The following is a 16,867-nucleotide window of genomic DNA, read 5'->3' as shown; positions in this document are numbered from 1 at the left end:
CCGACTCCGACTCCGACTCCGACGCCGACCCCCACACCGACCCCCACACCGACCCCCACACCGACCCCCACACCGACTCCGACCCCGACGCCGTCTCCCACTGCAGGTCAGGCGGTGTTCACAACCAACTGTGCCGATTGCCACGTCCTTACCGGCACTTCACGCATGAATCTCACCGGCAAGGGCGCACTGGTCAGCACAAAATTCCCCTCAGCGGGCGTTAGTGGCCATCAGGGAATCATCCTGTCTGCAACCGAGCTTGCCGATCTCAAGGCTTTCCTCCAGTAGGAGGCTGCACAAACGAAACGGGCCTGCATCTGCAGGCCCGTTTCCCATTTCTCACCAATTATCCACTGCCCGTCAACCCTTTTCCTTCAGCGCCAGTGCTGCGGCATAGACCGCGCTGCGCGACGCGCCCGAAAGGGCGGTCACCCGCTGCACCGCCTCCTTGACCGTGCAGCCCGCGGCAAGCGCGGTCCGCAGCATATCTGCCATGTCAGGGGGCGCATGCTCCAGCTGCGGCTCTCCTGCGGCCACCAGGATCACCACCTCCCCCCGGGCAGGCGTCTCGGTGAAACGGCGGGCTAGCTCCGGAAGACGGTCACGGGCGATCTCCTCGTATATTTTTGTCAGTTCACGGGCCACCACCGCGCTCCGGTCGCCGAACAGATCGGCCATGTCGGCCAGGGTGGCCGCAAGCCGGTGCGGCGCCTCGTAAAATACGAGCAGGCGAGGTTCGGCAGCCAGCGATGACAGCCTCTCGCGTCGTTTCCCCTGACGATTGGGCAGAAACCCGATAAAGGTGAACTCGTCCGTGGGCAGCCCGGATGCCGACAGGGCCGCAATTGCCGCGCACCCGCCGGGCAGCGGAACCACGTTCACCCCGGCTGCCGCGGCATCGCGCACCAGCTGGTAGCCGGGGTCGGAGATGCAGGGGGTGCCTGCATCGGAGACCAGTGCCACGTTCTTCCCCTCGACAAGCGCTGCAATGATCTGCTGCCCCTTGATCTGCTGGTTATGGTCGAAATAGGAGACGAGCGGCCGGGAGATGCCGAAGTGGGTCAGGAGCTTGCGGGTATGGCGGGTGTCCTCTGCTGCGATCAGGTCCACCTCGCCAAGGATCCGCACCGCCCGGAAGGTCATGTCTTCCAGGTTGCCGATGGGGGTGGCAACGATATAGAGAGTGCCTGCCGGCACCCTATTTCCCCCAGTCTCTGGAATAACGGAAATCCCGATCGATGGTCCGGTTGGAGACCTTGGCGATCACCGGCAGCCGTCGTTTGAAGTGGGAATTCTGCACCTTGCGCTGGATCTGGTCGATGAAATCCGGGGCAAGCCCGCTGGCCAACAGCTCATCACGGGTCATCCGCAGATCCACCATCCGATAGAGCAGTTCGTCCACGGCCCGATAGGTGAAGCCCAGCTCCTGCTCGTCAGTCTGCCCGGCCCAGAGGTCCGCGGAGGGCTGCTTGTCTATGACGGCCCGCGGCACCTTCATCTCTTCGGAAAGCTCCCAGACCTGGGACTTGTAGAGGTCGCCAATCGGGTTCAGAGCGCTGGCCATGTCACCGTAGAGGGTACCATAGCCGAGCAGCAGCTCGGTCTTGTTGCTGGTCCCGAGCACCAGGGCGCCAAGGGCTGCCGAATGGTCGAAGAGAATGGTCATCCGCTCCCGGGCCATCTTGTTGCCGCGCCGCATGGGGTCCGCATCGGGGAAGAGATTGAAGTAGGCATCCACCATCGGGGTTATCTCGATGACCTGGTACGATATCCCCAGGTTCTCAGCCACCAGGCGGGCATGGGCCTCGCTCTCCGGGTTGCTGGCCTTGTAGGGCATCACGATGGCATGGACATTCTCCGGCCCCAGCCCCTCTGCTGCCAGATGGGCGACCAGGGCCGAGTCGATGCCGCCGGAGAGCCCGAGCACCACCTTTTTCAGCCCCACCTTGGTGACTTCCTCCCTGACAAAACCGGTCAGGACCTGGCGCAAAAGCTTGCCGTTCACCGTCAATCCCGCCATCAGCACTCCCTCCCCTGCTCGATCCGCCTCAGCTCCTTCATGGTGATGAAGAGGTTCTCGTCCCGCATCATCGGGGCAAAGATCCGTTCGCGCCGTAGCGCGCCCTGGCTGAGCCTCGCCAGCACCAGATCCTCTTCAAAGAGTTGCGCGCGGACGATGGTCGAGCCGTCCGGATCGACCGCCTCGGAACCGCCCCAGAAATTCACGCCATCCTCGTACCCGACCCGGTTGCAGTAGAGCACCCGGCTGTTGAGAAACATGGCAACGGTAGAGGTGAGTTTCTGCCAGGCATCGGTGGAGCCGAGGGAATCTGCATCGGTGACCCCCCTGCCGGGGCTGCTGGAGAGGCAGATCAGGGTGGTGGCGCCGTCCATGGCCAGGATATACGGGGCTGAGAGGTGCCACATATCCTCGCAGATGAGCATTCCCATCCGGCCGAAACGGGTGTCGAAGGCCCGGAAACACTCGCCGCGGGCCAGATAGCGCTGCTCGTCGAAGAGTCCATAGGTGGGGAGATAGACCTTGCGGTGACGGTGGCGGATCTGTCCATCCTCCAGATAGAGGGCGGTATTGAAGAAGCGGTAGTCCGCTGTCACCTCGACAAAACCGACGGCAATGGCGATGTGGCGGGACAGGTCGATCAGCCGGGCGATGGCTGGGGCGTCCAGGGAAAGGGCCACGTCCGGCACCAGGTCCTTGAGAAAATAGCCGGTCAGGCCCAACTCGGGGAAGAGCACCAGATCGGCACGCTCCGCAATGGCCCGCTCTACGGCAGCCTCGATGGTGGTCAGGTTGTCGGCCAGGCAGCCCAGTTTGGGTCGGATCTGGGCCAGGGCAACGGTGAAGTCCATGGCATGCTCCCTCATTTTTTCAATGGCTAACCGTAGCATACGAGAAAGGGCTTTGCAACGCCCCACCGCATGTCAATACGCCAGATCGAAGGCATTGACGATATGTTCGACCTGCGGTGAAGCACCCGCGAGCAGGGTGATGGCCACCACGTCGAAGCGGGCGGCCGCGTCGGGCTTTTTGGCCCGGGCAAGCCAGAAGAGTGCCGCCTTGGAGATCTGGCGCTGCTTGAAGGGGGTGACCGCCAGCTGCGGGGGGCCGTAGGAAAGGTCGCGGCGGGTCTTCACCTCGACAAAGACCAGGGTCGAGCCATCGCGGGCCACGATGTCCACCTCCCCCCCCTTGCAGCGGAAGTTGCGCTCGACGATCCGATACCCCTTGGCGCTGAGCAGGGCAACTGCCAGCTCTTCCCCCGCCTCACCGACCTGTTGGTTGGAGGCGCCCTTCTCCCCTCCCCGCTTCATGCATCGCTCCGCAGGTGTTCCCTTACCCCGCGAAAGGTGCGGCGATGGATCGGCGAAGGTCCGAGAGCGGCAATGGCTGCCAGGTGCGACGCTGCACCGTACCCCTTGTGGCTGGCAAAGCCGTATCCGGGGTATTGCAGGTCATACTCCTCCATCAGCCGGTCACGCGTCACCTTGGCAACGATGGAAGCGGCAGCAATGGAAGCAGAGAGGGAATCTCCCTTTTTGATGGTTTTTTGCGGGATATTGACCGGAATGGTGCTGATGCCGTCGATGAGGAGGTAATCCGGGATAAGGGAGAGGTTGGCAACGGCACTCCGCATGGCCGCGAGCGTTGCCTGGAGGATGTTGATCCGATCGATGGCGGCATGATCGGCCATACCGACCCCAATGGCCAGGGCCTTTTCCCTGACGATTTCGAGAACCGCCTCGCGGCGGCCTGGCGTGAGTTTCTTCGAGTCGTCCAGCCCCGAAATCTCCATGCCATGGGGAAGGATGACGGCGGCAGCGACCACCGGGCCGGCCAGCGGCCCGCGTCCCGCTTCGTCCAGACCGGCGATGATGCGATATCCCTGGCGCCGCACCCGGGACTCAAAGGCATAGAGCGACAGTTCCCCGTCTTCCCCGGCAAAGAGTTCGAGATTCATCGTCACCTCCGGCCCTGTGCAACTGCAGCAGAAATGAAAAAGCCCCGGCGAACCGGGGCTTGCAGAACCCTGTCTACTGCCCTGCCACGTATTTCTTTTCCTTGATGCGGGCAGCCTTGCCGCGCAGCTTGCGCAGGTAGTAGAGCTTGGCGCGCCGTACCTGACCCCTGGTAACCACCTCGATGGTTTCCAGTGACGGCGAATGGAGCGGGAACACCCTTTCCACGCCGACACCGTTGGAGATCTTGCGCACGGTGAACGACTCGCGCAGCCCGCCGTTCTGACGGCTGATCACCACCCCCTGGAAGGCCTGGATACGGCTCTTGTCGCCTTCTACGATCTTCACGTGCACCTTCACGGTATCGCCCGGCTTGAAGGGGACCACGTTCTTCTTCATCTGTTCCATTTCCAAATAATCGATCTTGTTCATCTCGTTACTTCCTCCTCTATGCAGATAGCGTGTGCTTTTCGTGCTGGATACGCCTTCATCGGGATCCAAACAGTCTGTCAAGGTATATGGCCACCGCCGCTCTCACCGACAGGTGGTTATAGGTATCGCTCCCCCTGATCGGTTCCAGGATGAGATCGGCGCCATCAAAAACTTCCTCGGTGAGTCCCCAGCCCGTGCCGAACAGGAGCAGGGTCGGCCGGGTTTCCTCCTCCAGGAGCTCTCTCAGGCGGGCTGTGTCGATGCAACCGCTCCGGCCGCGAGCTCCGGTAACGACGATTCTGGGTGCCACGGCAAAGGCGCCGGTCATGTCGGCTACGGCCGCTTCGAGCCCATCGACCACCCGAAGCAGTTCCAATGCCTCGCGGCGCCGGGGATTGTAGCCGGCCCCCCAGCCTTCGATCCAGTGGGCGCGTATCCGTTCGGCCAGGGCCTGCTGCTCTGCCACGGGAGTCACCACGTAGTAGCGGAACATCCCGAAGGTCTTGGCGGCCCTGGCAATATCGTGAATATCCAGGTTGGTAACGGCCGTGGTTACCACCTGGCGGTTCTTGTCATAGACCGGATGGTGCAGCAGGGCAATGGCGACCCGGGATGCCGGAACAGCAGCCTCAGTCATGGCCATCCTCCCGCATCCTGCGCAGGAGTTCCCGCTCGTCAGGAGTAAGCTCCACCGAAGAGAGCAGTTCGGGACGTCCGGCCAGCGTGCGCAGCAAAGCCTGTCTTCTCCGCCAGCGGGCAATTTCCTTATGGTTGCCCGACAGCAGCACTTCGGGAACCGCGAGACCGCGGAACTCGGGAGGCCTGGTGTACTGCGGATATTCCAGCAGTCCGTCGGCAAAGGACTCGTCATGCGCCGAGGCGCCGCACCCCAGGACACCGGGGAGGAGCCTGGCAACCGCATCTACCAGGATCATCGCCGCCAGTTCGCCGCCGGTCAGGACAAAGTCCCCCAGGGAGACCTCCCGGTCCACGTACAGCTCGGTGATCCGTTCGTCGATCCCTTCATAGCGCCCGCAGATGATGATCAGGCCCGGTTCGCACGAGAGTTCGCGCGCCATCTGCTGGTTGAAGGGAATACCGCGCGGCGAGGTGAGCAGGACCTGTGCCCCCGGACGCTCCGCCTTAACCTGCTCGATGCAGGCTGCCAGCGGCTCGACCTTCATCACCATGCCGGCACCACCACCATAGGGGGCATCGTCCACGGTCCGGTGACGGTCGGTGGCAAAATCCCTGATGTTGTGGCAGCGGATATCTATCAGCCCGGCATTTACTGCCCGTCCGACGATGCTTTCGCTCAGCGGACCGGCAAACATGCCGGGAAAAAGCGTCAATATATCGAATGTCATAGAACGCTGGGGCATAGCATGGTCTGGTGCTGCATGACCGGCATAGGCATCGGATCGGGAAAAACTCTCATAAATCGAGCAGCCCTTCCAGCGGGCTTACGGTCATGGTCCTTCCGGCCAGGTCTATCTCCCGGACGACCTCTTCGAGCGCCGGGAACAGGTACTCGCGGTTTCCATCGGCAACCACATAAACATCGTTGCTGCCGGTCTCGATGATATCGACCAGGGTGCCGAAGTCCTCCCCTGTCTCCGATATCACGCGCAACCCCAGGAGGTCGTGCCAGTAATACTCACCCTCGTCCGGTTCGGGCAGCTGGTGGCGGTAGACGACCAGTTCCCTGCCGACGAGGCTCTCCACGATATTGATGTCGTCGTAGCCCTTCAACCTGATCAAGGCCTTGCCGCCATGAAGACGGACACCGGCCAGCGCCACATCCATCACATCGCCACGCTCCCCCCGGAGCAGAAGCCGGCGCAGCGCCTTCAAGGTCGTGAACTCCCCTGAATATGAAAGAACCCGCAATTCTCCCCTGATCCCGTGGGTACCGATTACTTTCCCCAGAGGGATCAGATCATCAGAATCCATCATCACTCGACGATCTTGAGGACCGCCTTTTTGTTGTCCTTGGTAGAAACAGCGTTGAGCAGCGTCCGGATGGCCTTGGCAGTCCGCCCTTCCTTGCCGATGATCCTCCCCATATCCTCCTTGGCCACCGTCAATTTGATCACCAGCGTGTCTTCTTCGAACTCCTCGCTGGTCTTGACTTGGCCGGGGTCGTCAACAAGTGCCTTCGCGATGGTCTCTACGAGCTGTCTCATGTCGGTATCCTCTGTGGGTGTAGAATATCCGGCGGACCGGGGACAACAGAGCGCTATGCTGCCTTGGCGGTGAACTTGGCCCAGAGACCGGATTTCTTCATGAGCTGCTTCACGGTGTCGGTGGGCTGGGCACCCTTGTTGAGCCATTCCAGGGTCTTGGTCTCTTCGAGCCGGATGGCAGCGGGGTCGAGATTCGGATCATAGGTCCCCACGTTGTCGATGAAACGGCCGTCGCGCTTGCAGCGCTCGTCGGCAACCACAATCTGGTAGAACGGCTTCTTTTTGGCGCCAGCACGGGCAAGTCTGATTTTTACTGCCATTGTTTCCTCCTGAGTTCGACGTGGTGTCGATGTAATGTGTTGGTTAAAAGGGAAGCATGCCGCGCATGCCGCCCATCCCCCGCATAAGCCCCTTGGGACCGAGCTTCTGCAGTTGCTTCATAACCTTCTGTGCCTCGGTGAAGCGCTTGAGGAGCTGGTTCACTTCCTGGACCGACGTCCCGCTCCCTTTGGCGATCCGCATCCGCCGGCTGCCGTTGATGATGGTATGATTGGCACGCTCCTTGGGAGTCATGGAGTTGATGATCGCTTCGATCCGCATCATCTCCCGCTCGCTCGGCTGGGCATTCCCCATCTGCTTCATCATCTTCCCCATGCCGGGGATCATCCCCATGATCGATTCCAGCGACCCCATCTTCTTGATCTGCTGGAGCTGATTGCGGAAATCTTCCAGATCGAACTGGCTCTTTTTCAGCTTCTGCTGGAGCTGTGCGGCCTCGGTGGCATCATAGACCCCCTGCGCCTTTTCAACCAGGGTCAGCACATCCCCCATGCCGAGGATGCGGGAGACCAGGCGGTCTGCGTGAAAGACCTCCAGCGCATCCAGCTTTTCGCCGATACCCACAAACTTGACCGGACGACCGGTAACCGCCTTGATGGAAAGGGCCGCACCACCCTTGGCGTCGCCGTCGAGCTTGGTGAGGACGACACCGGAAATGGAGAGACGCTCGTTGAATCCGCTGGCAACGTTGACCGCTTCCTGGCCGGTCATGGCGTCGGCCACGAAGAGGATCTCCCGCGGCTGCACCTCGTCCCTGATCCGGACCAGTTCATTCATCAGGAAGTCGTCGATCTGATGGCGGCCGGCCGTATCGAGGATCACGGTGTCGAAACCGTTGAGCTCGGCATAGCGCATGGCGTCACGACAGATGACGACAGGGTCCTGGTCGGCGCGGGAATCGTAGGTTTCGATCCCCAGCTGTGCCCCCAGGGTCTTGAGCTGATCGATGGCGGCCGGACGGTAGACGTCGGCCGGGACCAGCAGGGGCGAACGACGCAGCCCCTTGAGATGACGGGCCAGTTTGCCGCAGGAGGTGGTTTTCCCCGCCCCTTGCAGACCGACCATCATGATTGCCACCGGCGGTTTTGCCGCCAGATCGAGGCCATTGTCCTCGTCCCCCCCCATGAGGGCAACGAGCTCGTCGTGAACGATCTTGACCACCTGCTGGCCCGGCGTCAGGCTCTGCAGGACCTGGGTGCCGACCGCGCGCACGCGGACTTTCTCGACGAAGTCCTTCACGACCCGGAAGTTGACGTCCGCCTCCAGGAGCACCAGGCGCACCTCGCGCAGGGCGTCCTTGATATTCTCCTCGGTCATGACCCCCTGACCGCGAAGCTTCTTGAAGACCAGTTCCAGTTTGTCGGAAAGATTCTCGAACATGTAGATTCCACTCGGGTTTTCGCACTTCGCCGACAAGAGCCGGAAAAAGGGCGCAGCTAGCCATTCGTAAGGGATTGAATATAGGTGAATAACCATTGGATTGTCAAGACAAATTTAACCAACGCGTTACTGCGGATTTTCTCACGGACAGGAGGGGTGAAGGGAAGAAATGCTATGTCGGCGGAGTCTCATCCTGGTCGCCATCGTCACCGGCAAGAGGAGATGCATCGGGCTGAACTGCCGAACCGGCTTCATCCCCATGCGTATCACCAGCAGCGGGGTCTGACTCTTCAGAAGGAGCCGCGACAACCGCTTCTCCAGCGGGGGGATCGTCGGGAAGCGCTGCCACCGGCTCATCGTGGGAGAGGATGCAGCCTTCGATCTGCTGCACCTCGCCCGACGTATCGAGCAGCGCGACGATGTTCTGCACGGTCGGCAGGAGCTTGCCGAAACGGCAGGAGAGTTCCACCTTCTGCTGCTGCAGGGTCTTCTGCTTGGCAAGCTTCTTCAGCAATGCATCCCGTTGCGCCTCGTCCGGGCAGACGAGCAGTCCGGCAGCAACGGCTTCACCCGCGGAATCGAATCCCAGGGCATCGGCCAAAATGGCATTGCATTCGAGCATCTTGCCATCCGGGCCGGCAACGTAACAGCCCACCGGTACCCGTTCAAAGAAGCGCCTAAACCGTGCAGGATCGGCTCCTGCAACTGACGTGCGGCTGCCGCGGACAACCTTCAGCAGGCCGTTGATGGTACGGGAGATCGTGGCTATCTCGCCGCCACCGTCGGATGGTACTTCTTCACCAGGGTCGGTTCCATTCCAGGCTCTCCCTACAGCACTCCCCAGGGCAGACAACGGCGCCAGTACTCTGTGCAAGGCTATTCCGAGGAGAAGGATCCCGCACCCCATTGCCAGCCAGAGGATGAGCGTATAGGCGCGTTCAGCCCGCACACCTTCGCGGCTGACTTCCGCAGGGATTTTTGTTCTCAGGACCAGAGCCGGTTTCCCGTAAAGATCGTCCATCAGTCCATAAATCGCCAGCTCACGCTCGCCAAAGGGTTTTACCAACGATTGCTTCGACGAAGAGACTGCCGTCAGCACTGCGGAAAACTCCGGCGACAGGTAGGGGTCCCCCATCCGCCCGACAGCAAAGGAAACCCGCGATGCCTTGCTCAGGCGCTCGATCTCCACGTCATCGAGAAATCGCCCCATGATGATGGTGCCGCGGATGGTGCCGGTCCGGCTGGAGGGGAGAATCGGTCGCGCAGCCAGCAGCAGCGGGCCTTCGGCGAGGTTGATGATACCGCTGACGCTGTCGGATGGGAAGGAGTGGCTGAGTAGCCTGCTCCCCGGGGCAAGGTGATTGTGTAGGCTGATCTTGCTGCCGGTTACCTGGGCCGTCTTCCAGTCGTACCACCCTTCGTAGACGATCCTGCCCGAAGTGTTGACGAACATGATCAGATTGACCTTGATATCCTTGAACGTCGAAGCAGGGATATTGCGCTGGATAAACGCTGGATTGCCCGTTTCCACGAAATCGTAGGATTCGTCCCAGGCACCCCAGTCACCGACCTGGCTGCTCAGCATCTCCTGGTTATCCGCCAGGAGACCTTTGACCCGGTGGTAACTCTCCAGGAGTTCACGCTGCTCCAGCTTCTGGTAACTCCGCTCAAACACATATCCGGCAGCGCCCCAAAGTACAACCGTCAGGAGTGCCATGACTGCGACAACAATCAGAATACTCTTCAGGCGAAGCGACATGCATCCTCCGGGGTATTCCCCATTTTCAGCTGCGGAATAGAGAACATATCGTCATAATTTTCGGCAACTGAAGCGACTGCTCACAATCTGGCGGAAGGGATTGCCGCAGCAGCCCATGTCTGTTACAGTGGGCGAAATCTGCCGGAGGGGAACCGTGAAACGACAAGCCGTTATCGGCATGGTGGCTGCCATGCCGGAAGAGATCAGGCCGCTGCTCGGCCAGATGCAGCAGATCCGGAAGGAAACCGTGGAAGGGTACAGACTCTACCGGTTCGAGACGGGCGGACAGCACGTCTGCCTGGTGGAGTCGGGCATGGGACCGACGCACGCGGCAACGGCGACCAGGATACTCATCGATGCCGTCCAGCCGAGTCTCATCGTCAACTTCGGCTTTGCCGGAGCGCTCGTACCCGACCTTCAGGTCGGTGACATCGTGCTTGCCAATCGCCTGCTCTTACTCCACGAGCGCCTGTTCAGTGAGCAGCAGGGTCTCTCACAAGCCGTGACCGAGCGCATCGAAGCATTCCTGGCCAGATGCAAGGAGACGGTGTCCCACCGGACAACCTTTGTCACTGCCGGAAAGATCGTGACCAAAAAGGAGCTGGCACTCCGCCTTCCAGCCGGTGCGGCCTTGTCGGTGATCGAGATGGAAACGTCTGCGGTAGCCCGGATAGCAAACCGTAACGGCACCCCCCTGGTGGCGGTCCGAGCCATTAGTGACGGATTCAATGAAGAACTCGGCTTCAGTCTGGATGAATTCTGCGACAGGAACCTGCGGTTGCAGATCTGGCGGGTTATCTTGACGGTGGGCAAAAAACCGTGGATCATCCCCCAGCTGCTGCGGCTGGCACGCAATTCCAAGAGCGCGGGCAGGAAGTTGGCGGACGTCATGCAAAGGCTTTTGGCTGAAGATATCCTGGCATGAGGCAGTCGGGTCACTGACCCGGGCAAGGCCGCTTGATTGCAATGAAAGAGGCCGGGAGGTTACCCTCCCGGCCTCTTTCCGTTCACTGTACCATCGGTTTCGGTGTTGCGTCGGCATTGGGAGGGAGTATCGGGTACTCCACCGCCGGTTGCTTGCCGGTAAGGGATTTCAGGAAACTGACAACCTGTGCCGTTTCGGCAGGGGTCATGCTGGTTCCCAACTGGGACGATGCCATGACCGACACCGCCTCGCCAAGAGTCCAGACCTTGCCGGAATGGAAATAGGGAGGCGTCAGGTTGATATTCCTGAGCGATGGCGACTTGAAGGAGAAACGGTCGCTCTCGGTATTGGTCACCTTGAAACGCCCCAGGTCGCCGACAGGGCGGAGGTCGGCATCAGGTGCCTTGGCAACGCCAAAGGGGAAGTAACCGCCACCACCCAGGTTGATCCCGCCGTGGCAGGCGGCACAGCCCTTGTCCATGAACAGTTTCAGCCCCTGCACCTCCGCACTGTTGAGTGCCTTGCCGTTCCCCTTCAGATAGCGGTCGAAGCGGGAATCGGGGGTAAGCAGCGTAGCCTCGAAGAGCTCGATGGCCTTGGCCATGTTGTCAAAGGTCACCGGGTCCTTCTCGCCCGGGAAGGCCTTTTTGAACATCGTCACATAGGTAGGGATGCTTTTCAGCGTTTCCACGACCCGCTCCGGCTTATTGTTCATCTCCACCGAGGCCTGCACCGGCCCCTTGGCCTGCGCTGCCAGGTCCTCGGCCCTGCCGTCCCAGAACTGGGCGACGTTAAAGACCGCATTCAGGACCGTTGGCGCGTTGCGGGGCCCTTTCTGCCAGCCATGCCCGATGGAGGTCTCCTGCAGGTCGACCCCGCCGAGACCCACGTTATGACAGGTGTTGCAACTGATCAGGTAAGAAGAGGAAAGCCGCGGCTCGAAAAAGAGCAGTTTCCCCAGCTCCACCTTTGCCGGCGTTGCCGGGTTTCCCTTCTGTACCGGTGCCTTTGCCGGTATTGGCCGAAAAAGCCCCTGCGCTCGCTTCTGGATATCATCCTTGGCCCAGGCGGAAGCTGTTGTCAGAACAAGGATCGCCACTCCGACCGAAATTTTTTTCATCGACATACCCCCCAGTGAGTGATGTTTGTGGTGCGGCCCCCCTGACAGCGACTGCAAAAACCCACATTTTGAACAGATTCTAACATAACTCGAAAACAATGCCAGCGGAATTATTGATCTATTCGCATTATTCCGGCACAAGGCGGGGCGTGAGACCGGGCAGCCTCAAAGATGGAAGACTGAGGTGGTACTGCTAACGCTGTGTGCGGCCGACAGGAGAAAAAGGGAAATCGCGCAGATGTTCTGCCAGCTCTTCCTTGCTGTAACGGTTGATACGCCGCAGGGCAAGGGTGACCACGATGGCCACGGGCAGGAAGAAGGTAAAGATGCCGGTGAGCGCCATCTGCCGCTCACCGATGAGAACGGTCACGGTCAGGTTGAAGATCAGGACCGACAAGTAGAGAAATGGGCCCATGAGTGCCCGGAAGGGGATTTCACGCACCCCTGCCGGCCGCTCCACGTCACGTTGTACCCGCCGGTCGATGATCTGCAGTGTCAGGACCAGCAGGAGGCTGACCCCGAACCAACCGAGATAGTTGGAAAGCGGGACACCGTAATGGACCCCTGCAGTCCGGTAACCGTAGATCTGGCCGAGGAACCAGCGGGACCCCTGCAGCGCAACGGGATCGATGATGATGTCCAGGAAGACCTGAAGCAGTGCCCCCAGGAAGAGAACGGCAAAGGAGCGGCGAATGGCGCGGGTCTCCAGGGTGATCACCCCACCCCGCCACCCTCTCAAGGGTGAAACGATGAAGAGTGCCGTGGTATAGCTGCAATAGGTAAGAAAAACATAGGAGAGGGAATCGAAGAATGGCACTCCGGCGATCCAGAGTTCGCGGTCGCGGGTCGTGTCGATGTAGTAATACCAGCCATAGGGAAAGCCGTTGTTGATGGAGCTGTATTCCGAGGCAAAGGCAATGGCATACCCCAGCACCGTGAAGATGCCGACCTTTTTCCACCCCAGATGGGGCACTGCCGCACAGAGATAGGCGGCAAAAAAGGCAAAGACATAAGGTCGCATAGTGATGGTGCCGACTGCAATCGAGAGGAACTCGTTCATTTCGTGCTCCCAAAAGGGGAATGGCGCCGGAGAGCGCCATTCCCGTGCAACAGTGATGGAGGATACGTCATGCTGTCAATGCCACGCGCAGCACGACCTGACAACAATGCCGGCAAGGGGCATCAGAACAGGGTGCCGACGATGCTCCCCAGAACAGATATAGGTCCGGTGTCGCCCAGCCCCTCCATGGCTTTTTCAGCCTTCTTGAGGGTCGCGGTGGTATCCCGGTAGAGCTTGTCCTCGTTGACCAGCTTGCCGAGCGTCCCCTGTCCATCATTGATCTTCTGCGTGATCTCCTTCAGATTCTTCGAGGTATCCCGCAGGTCGTTATACAGGATGTCTTCGTTGACCAGTTTGCCGATGGTCCCGTCGCCACGGTTGATCTTGCCGGCGATCTCCTTGATGTCCTTGAAGCCGGCACTCATCTCGTTGACGCCGGTCTTGAGGCCGCTCATGGCGCTCTTGGCCTCGGTATAGAGGGAATCGTCGTTGACCAGCTTGCCGATGGTCCCCTCACCCTTGTCGATCTTGCCGGCAACATTGCGGATGCTGATCACGGCATCGTTGGCATTGTTGTACAAGGCCTTGTCGTTCAAAAGCATGGCCAGGGAGCCTTCGCCCCGGTCGAACTTCTCGGTGATGCTCTGGAGATTGGCAATGGAATCGCGCAGGTTGCCGCGGTTATCGTCCAGAATGGCGGAAATCTTGTGCATGACCTCGTTCTGGTTCTTGTTCAGCTCCTTGATGAGCACCTTGGCATCCTTGGACAGGTCGCTGATATTGTCAACGATGACGTCGATGTTGGCGGAATCTTTCCCCTGCAGGGTCCCCCCCGGTTCCATCAGCGGTGCACCGGGGGATCCCAGCGAGATGCTGAGGAACTGCCCGCCAAGGAGGTTGGTAAGTCGAAGACTTGCCACGCTGTCGGTCTTGACGCGGGTTCCGGGCTTGACGTCAAAGATGATTTCCACGTTCTGGTCCTTGACATTGATCTCCTTGATCCGCCCCACATCGACGCCGGCCAGCCTGACTTGGTCGCCGAGCTTGAGCCCGGTGACGCTGGAAAGGTAAGTCTTGAAGCGGATCTTTTTCTCGAAGGGGTTCCACTTCTCCCCTACTTCGAGCAATGCCCCCAGAATGATCAGGCTGATGACGAAGAAGACGCCAACTTTTTTTTCAGTGGTAAATGCCATGGACAAGCACCTTTCTCGCTTGTTGTCAGCGCTACATGAGAAGACGGGTCAGAAAATAGTCGGCCACCAGGATCAACATGAAGGAGAGCACCACCGACCTGGTCGTGGAAACGCCGATACCCCGTGCCCCTCCGCTGGTCTTGAACCCGACATAGCAGCAGACCAGCGAAATGATCCCGCCAAAGGCGACCGCCTTTACCAGGCCGGTGCCGATTTCTCTGAGTTTCAAGGCATTGGTCAGGCTGTCATAGTAGGTATAGTATGACACGAAAATCTGTGGGTGGAGGTTGCTGATGATTGCCCCGCCGACGATCCCGATCAGGTCGGAATAGATGACCAGTGCCGGCACGCAGAGCAGGCAGGCGATCAGCCGGGGCATGGCAAGATAGCGGATCGGGTTGATATCCAGGGTCTTGAGAGCGTCGATCTCCTCGTAGACCTTCATGACACCGATCTCGGCAGCCATGGCCGACCCGGCCCTGCCGGCCACGAGAAAACTGGTCATGACCGGCCCGAGTTCACGCACCATGGAATGCCCGACAATGGCGCCGATGATATCCTGACTGCCGTATTTATTGAGCTCGACCCCGGTCTGCAGAGCAAGGACCATCCCGACGAAAAACGCCATGACCGTGGCCACCGGCAGGGTCTCGTAGCCGATGATCATCATCTGGGTCGTGATGCTCGGGATATTGCGGGGGGCTTCCTTGAAAAAATAGAACGTCTGCGCCAAAAGGATCAGCATTTCGCCGATGATCTCATGGAAGCGGATCAGTTTTTTGCCGATACGTTCGAAAAAATTCATGGTTGAGTACCCTGACCAGCCGGCAGTGCCTCAGAAGTCGTCGCATGCGACGCCCCCCAGGTTATCCCGAAGGGGAGCCAGAAAAGCCGGATCGATTTCCCCTCCCTGCCGGAGCGATAGCGGAACAGGCCTTTGAGCAGGTGCATATCGACCTCGCGTGGCGTGGAGCGATAGCGGAGCAGGGGGTACAACTCGTACATCAGCGAATCCCCTCGCGCCTCATGCCAGTAAAGGTTCCAGAGGAAGGATACCGCGGAATCCCCGTTATCTGCCCATCGCTGTGAATAGATACGCCAAAGCGGTGCCCAGCTTTGTTCGATGCCGGGCCTGTCGAGAATAGGCTCCATGAGTGCGGGCAAGCCGAACGACTTCACCCCGCCGGCATCACGATTGTATACGAATAACGGCCAGAGGGCAACCCGCCGGCGTTCTGTCCCGTCTTTCGGCCACGATTCGGTGTTGTCGCTGTAGAGGAAAAAGAGGATACGATCCCGCTCCTGGCGGAACGACTCTGACTGGAGCGTGTCTTGCCGGAACAGGGGCCACAGGTACCAACTCTTGCTGCTGCCCGGTTTCTTCTCATGGGAATAAAAGGGGAGATAGCTGTCGACCTGGCGATTTTCCCCCCGCGCCGTCCAGATGAATGGCCAGAAATAATCCCGCTCCGTTTCCTTTTTCGCCCGATCCTCGCTGTAGCCGATAAACGGCCAGAGGTAGGTGCGGGCCGTTTTTTGCGGTGAATCGGTAGCGGCGTAGAGCGGGAACAGCATGAGCTTTTCCGTGGGATTGTCGGTGTCGAGCCCTTTTGTCTCAGACAGGTAGAACGGCCAGAGGACAAAACGCTTGCGATAGACCCCTTCCTTGGCGGACTGCCCGTACAGCGGCCAGACGTGAAAACCCGACTCCCGCTCCCCCTCCAGGGTATTGAAGATGGGGTAGAGATAGTTCCGCGAAGTGGTCCCCTTCTTCACCGTTTTGCCATAGAGCGGGAAAAGGACATAGTGGTACTCGTCCCGCCAGAACCGCTCATAGATATCGCCGTAGATGGGGAAGACCGACGTGTAGGGACCGTACTTCTTCGAGGTGCCGCTGATATAGAAGGGGAAGAACATGCTGTCGCGCTCCTCGCCTTCCCCTTCGTCCTTGCGGTAGATGTTCTTCTGCACCAGATAGAGAAACTGGAAACGTGTGACCTCTGGCGACGAATCAGTGGCAGCAAGCGGATAGAGATAGTCCGTCGATGCGGTTTCATCCCGCTCGTGACTGATGCGGTAGAACAGGGGCCGCAGAGCCGTAGTCCGCTCGTCCTGTTGCCGTTGTACCTTGATGAGCGGGCCGAGGACCGCCAGGTTGCTGAACCCCTCGCCGGGGCTCTCGCGATAGTCGATAAGCGGCCAGAGCGTGAAGATGGTCCCTTCCCCGCTCTCGGGTTCCGTTGCCGCAGCTGCGCTGCCGGATATCCCCCAGAAAAGGATGACTGCCGCTATCCAGGATAGGTTTGGTTTCTTCATCGGTGTTGTCGCCACCTTCGCAAAGTTCGGCAATTATTTTAGATAACCGGTCGCGAGTCAATCAAAATCATGTACATTTACCAACTGTCGTATACAGAACATCGCCCAGAGCGGCATGAGAGAGCACACAGAATTTATGCAGCCGCGAAACCTGCGGCACGAATTGCTTTGCCTGGTAA

Annotated in this window: 20 protein-coding genes; 2 read left to right on the top strand and 18 right to left on the bottom strand. The window is 59.7% G+C overall.

Features of this window, described 5'->3' with window-relative positions; genetic code table 11:
- Positions 1–114 precede the first annotated feature (114 nt).
- A complete protein-coding gene (locus tag GJT30_17315) occupies positions 115–288 on the top strand; it encodes a hypothetical protein (GenBank protein ID MSM41381.1) in 174 nt (57 codons plus the stop codon).
- Between the two features lie 72 nt (positions 289–360).
- Here the strand turns inward: GJT30_17315 and rsmI are convergent, their stop codons facing one another.
- The 13 genes from rsmI to GJT30_17250 form a co-directional block, all read right to left on the bottom strand.
- Entirely contained in the window at positions 361–1,143 is a 783-nt protein-coding gene (gene rsmI, locus GJT30_17310) for a 16S rRNA (cytidine(1402)-2'-O)-methyltransferase (protein MSM41380.1), read from the bottom strand.
- A gap of 55 nt (positions 1,144–1,198) precedes the next feature.
- Positions 1,199–2,020: an NAD+ synthase gene (locus GJT30_17305; GenBank protein MSM41379.1), complete on the bottom strand. Its 822-nt coding sequence runs from the start codon at positions 2,018–2,020 to the stop codon at positions 1,199–1,201.
- Positions 2,020–2,871, bottom strand: a complete 852-nt coding sequence (locus GJT30_17300) for a carbon-nitrogen hydrolase (GenBank protein MSM41378.1) — start codon at positions 2,869–2,871, stop codon at positions 2,020–2,022. Before GJT30_17300 ends, GJT30_17305 begins: the two co-directional genes overlap by 1 nt.
- A gap of 72 nt (positions 2,872–2,943) precedes the next feature.
- A complete protein-coding gene (locus GJT30_17295; GenBank protein ID MSM41377.1) occupies positions 2,944–3,333 on the bottom strand; it encodes a YraN family protein in 390 nt (129 codons plus the stop codon).
- Positions 3,330–3,980 carry a ribonuclease HII gene (locus GJT30_17290; GenBank protein ID MSM41376.1) on the bottom strand — a complete coding sequence of 217 codons (651 nt, stop codon included), beginning with the start codon at positions 3,978–3,980 and terminating at the stop codon, positions 3,330–3,332. The genes GJT30_17295 and GJT30_17290 overlap by 4 nt, the downstream gene beginning before the upstream one ends.
- A 73-nt stretch (positions 3,981–4,053) precedes the next feature.
- Positions 4,054–4,410, bottom strand: coding sequence for a 50S ribosomal protein L19 (gene rplS / locus GJT30_17285; GenBank protein ID MSM41375.1), 357 nt, complete (start codon positions 4,408–4,410; stop codon positions 4,054–4,056).
- Positions 4,411–4,465: 55 nt separating this feature from the next.
- Positions 4,466–5,047, bottom strand: coding sequence for an RNA methyltransferase (locus GJT30_17280; protein ID MSM41374.1), 582 nt, complete (start codon positions 5,045–5,047; stop codon positions 4,466–4,468).
- The gene (gene trmD, locus GJT30_17275; protein MSM41373.1) at positions 5,040–5,777 is read right to left on the bottom strand and encodes a tRNA (guanosine(37)-N1)-methyltransferase TrmD; all 738 of its coding nucleotides are present in this window, start codon (positions 5,775–5,777) and stop codon (positions 5,040–5,042) included. Before trmD ends, GJT30_17280 begins: the two co-directional genes overlap by 8 nt.
- A 67-nt stretch (positions 5,778–5,844) precedes the next feature.
- Entirely contained in the window at positions 5,845–6,366 is a 522-nt protein-coding gene (gene rimM, locus GJT30_17270; protein MSM41372.1) for a 16S rRNA processing protein RimM, read from the bottom strand.
- Complete coding sequence (locus GJT30_17265) at positions 6,366–6,596, bottom strand: KH domain-containing protein (protein MSM41371.1); 231 nt, start codon at positions 6,594–6,596, stop codon at positions 6,366–6,368. The genes rimM and GJT30_17265 overlap by 1 nt, the downstream gene beginning before the upstream one ends.
- Before the next feature lie 53 nt (positions 6,597–6,649).
- Positions 6,650–6,916 carry a 30S ribosomal protein S16 gene (gene rpsP / locus GJT30_17260; protein ID MSM41370.1) on the bottom strand — a complete coding sequence of 89 codons (267 nt, stop codon included), beginning with the start codon at positions 6,914–6,916 and terminating at the stop codon, positions 6,650–6,652.
- A 43-nt stretch (positions 6,917–6,959) separates the two neighbouring features.
- The gene (locus tag GJT30_17255) at positions 6,960–8,315 is read right to left on the bottom strand and encodes a signal recognition particle protein (GenBank protein MSM41369.1); all 1,356 of its coding nucleotides are present in this window, start codon (positions 8,313–8,315) and stop codon (positions 6,960–6,962) included.
- A gap of 172 nt (positions 8,316–8,487) precedes the next feature.
- Positions 8,488–10,074: a hypothetical protein gene (locus tag GJT30_17250; GenBank protein MSM41368.1), complete on the bottom strand. Its 1,587-nt coding sequence runs from the start codon at positions 10,072–10,074 to the stop codon at positions 8,488–8,490.
- 115 nt (positions 10,075–10,189) lie between these two features.
- On the opposite strand from GJT30_17250, the gene GJT30_17245 reads away from it, so the two are divergent.
- Positions 10,190–10,999 (top strand): nucleoside phosphorylase, encoded by an 810-nt coding sequence (locus GJT30_17245; protein ID MSM41367.1) that lies wholly within the window; start codon positions 10,190–10,192, stop codon positions 10,997–10,999.
- An 82-nt stretch (positions 11,000–11,081) separates the two neighbouring features.
- On the opposite strand, the gene GJT30_17240 is transcribed toward GJT30_17245, so the two are convergent.
- From GJT30_17240 to GJT30_17220, 5 genes are all read right to left on the bottom strand, one after another.
- On the bottom strand, positions 11,082–12,119 hold the full coding sequence (locus GJT30_17240) for a c-type cytochrome (GenBank protein ID MSM41366.1): 1,038 nt from the start codon (positions 12,117–12,119) through the stop codon (positions 11,082–11,084).
- Between the two features lie 193 nt (positions 12,120–12,312).
- Positions 12,313–13,179 carry a carotenoid biosynthesis protein gene (locus tag GJT30_17235; GenBank protein MSM41365.1) on the bottom strand — a complete coding sequence of 289 codons (867 nt, stop codon included), beginning with the start codon at positions 13,177–13,179 and terminating at the stop codon, positions 12,313–12,315.
- A gap of 122 nt (positions 13,180–13,301) precedes the next feature.
- Entirely contained in the window at positions 13,302–14,372 is a 1,071-nt protein-coding gene (locus tag GJT30_17230; protein MSM41364.1) for an MCE family protein, read from the bottom strand.
- 31 nt (positions 14,373–14,403) lie between these two features.
- Complete coding sequence (locus tag GJT30_17225; GenBank protein ID MSM41363.1) at positions 14,404–15,177, bottom strand: MlaE family lipid ABC transporter permease subunit; 774 nt, start codon at positions 15,175–15,177, stop codon at positions 14,404–14,406.
- Positions 15,174–16,688, bottom strand: a complete 1,515-nt coding sequence (locus tag GJT30_17220; protein MSM41362.1) for a hypothetical protein — start codon at positions 16,686–16,688, stop codon at positions 15,174–15,176. The genes GJT30_17225 and GJT30_17220 overlap by 4 nt, the downstream gene beginning before the upstream one ends.
- Between the last annotated feature and the right edge of the window lie 179 nt (positions 16,689–16,867).

The organism is Geobacter sp., assembly GCA_009684525.1.
GTDB lineage: Bacteria > Desulfobacterota > Desulfuromonadia > Geobacterales > DSM-12255 > Geoanaerobacter.
The sequence above is the reverse complement of the archived record's forward strand: the minus strand, read 5'-3'. Positions and strand labels throughout refer to the sequence as shown.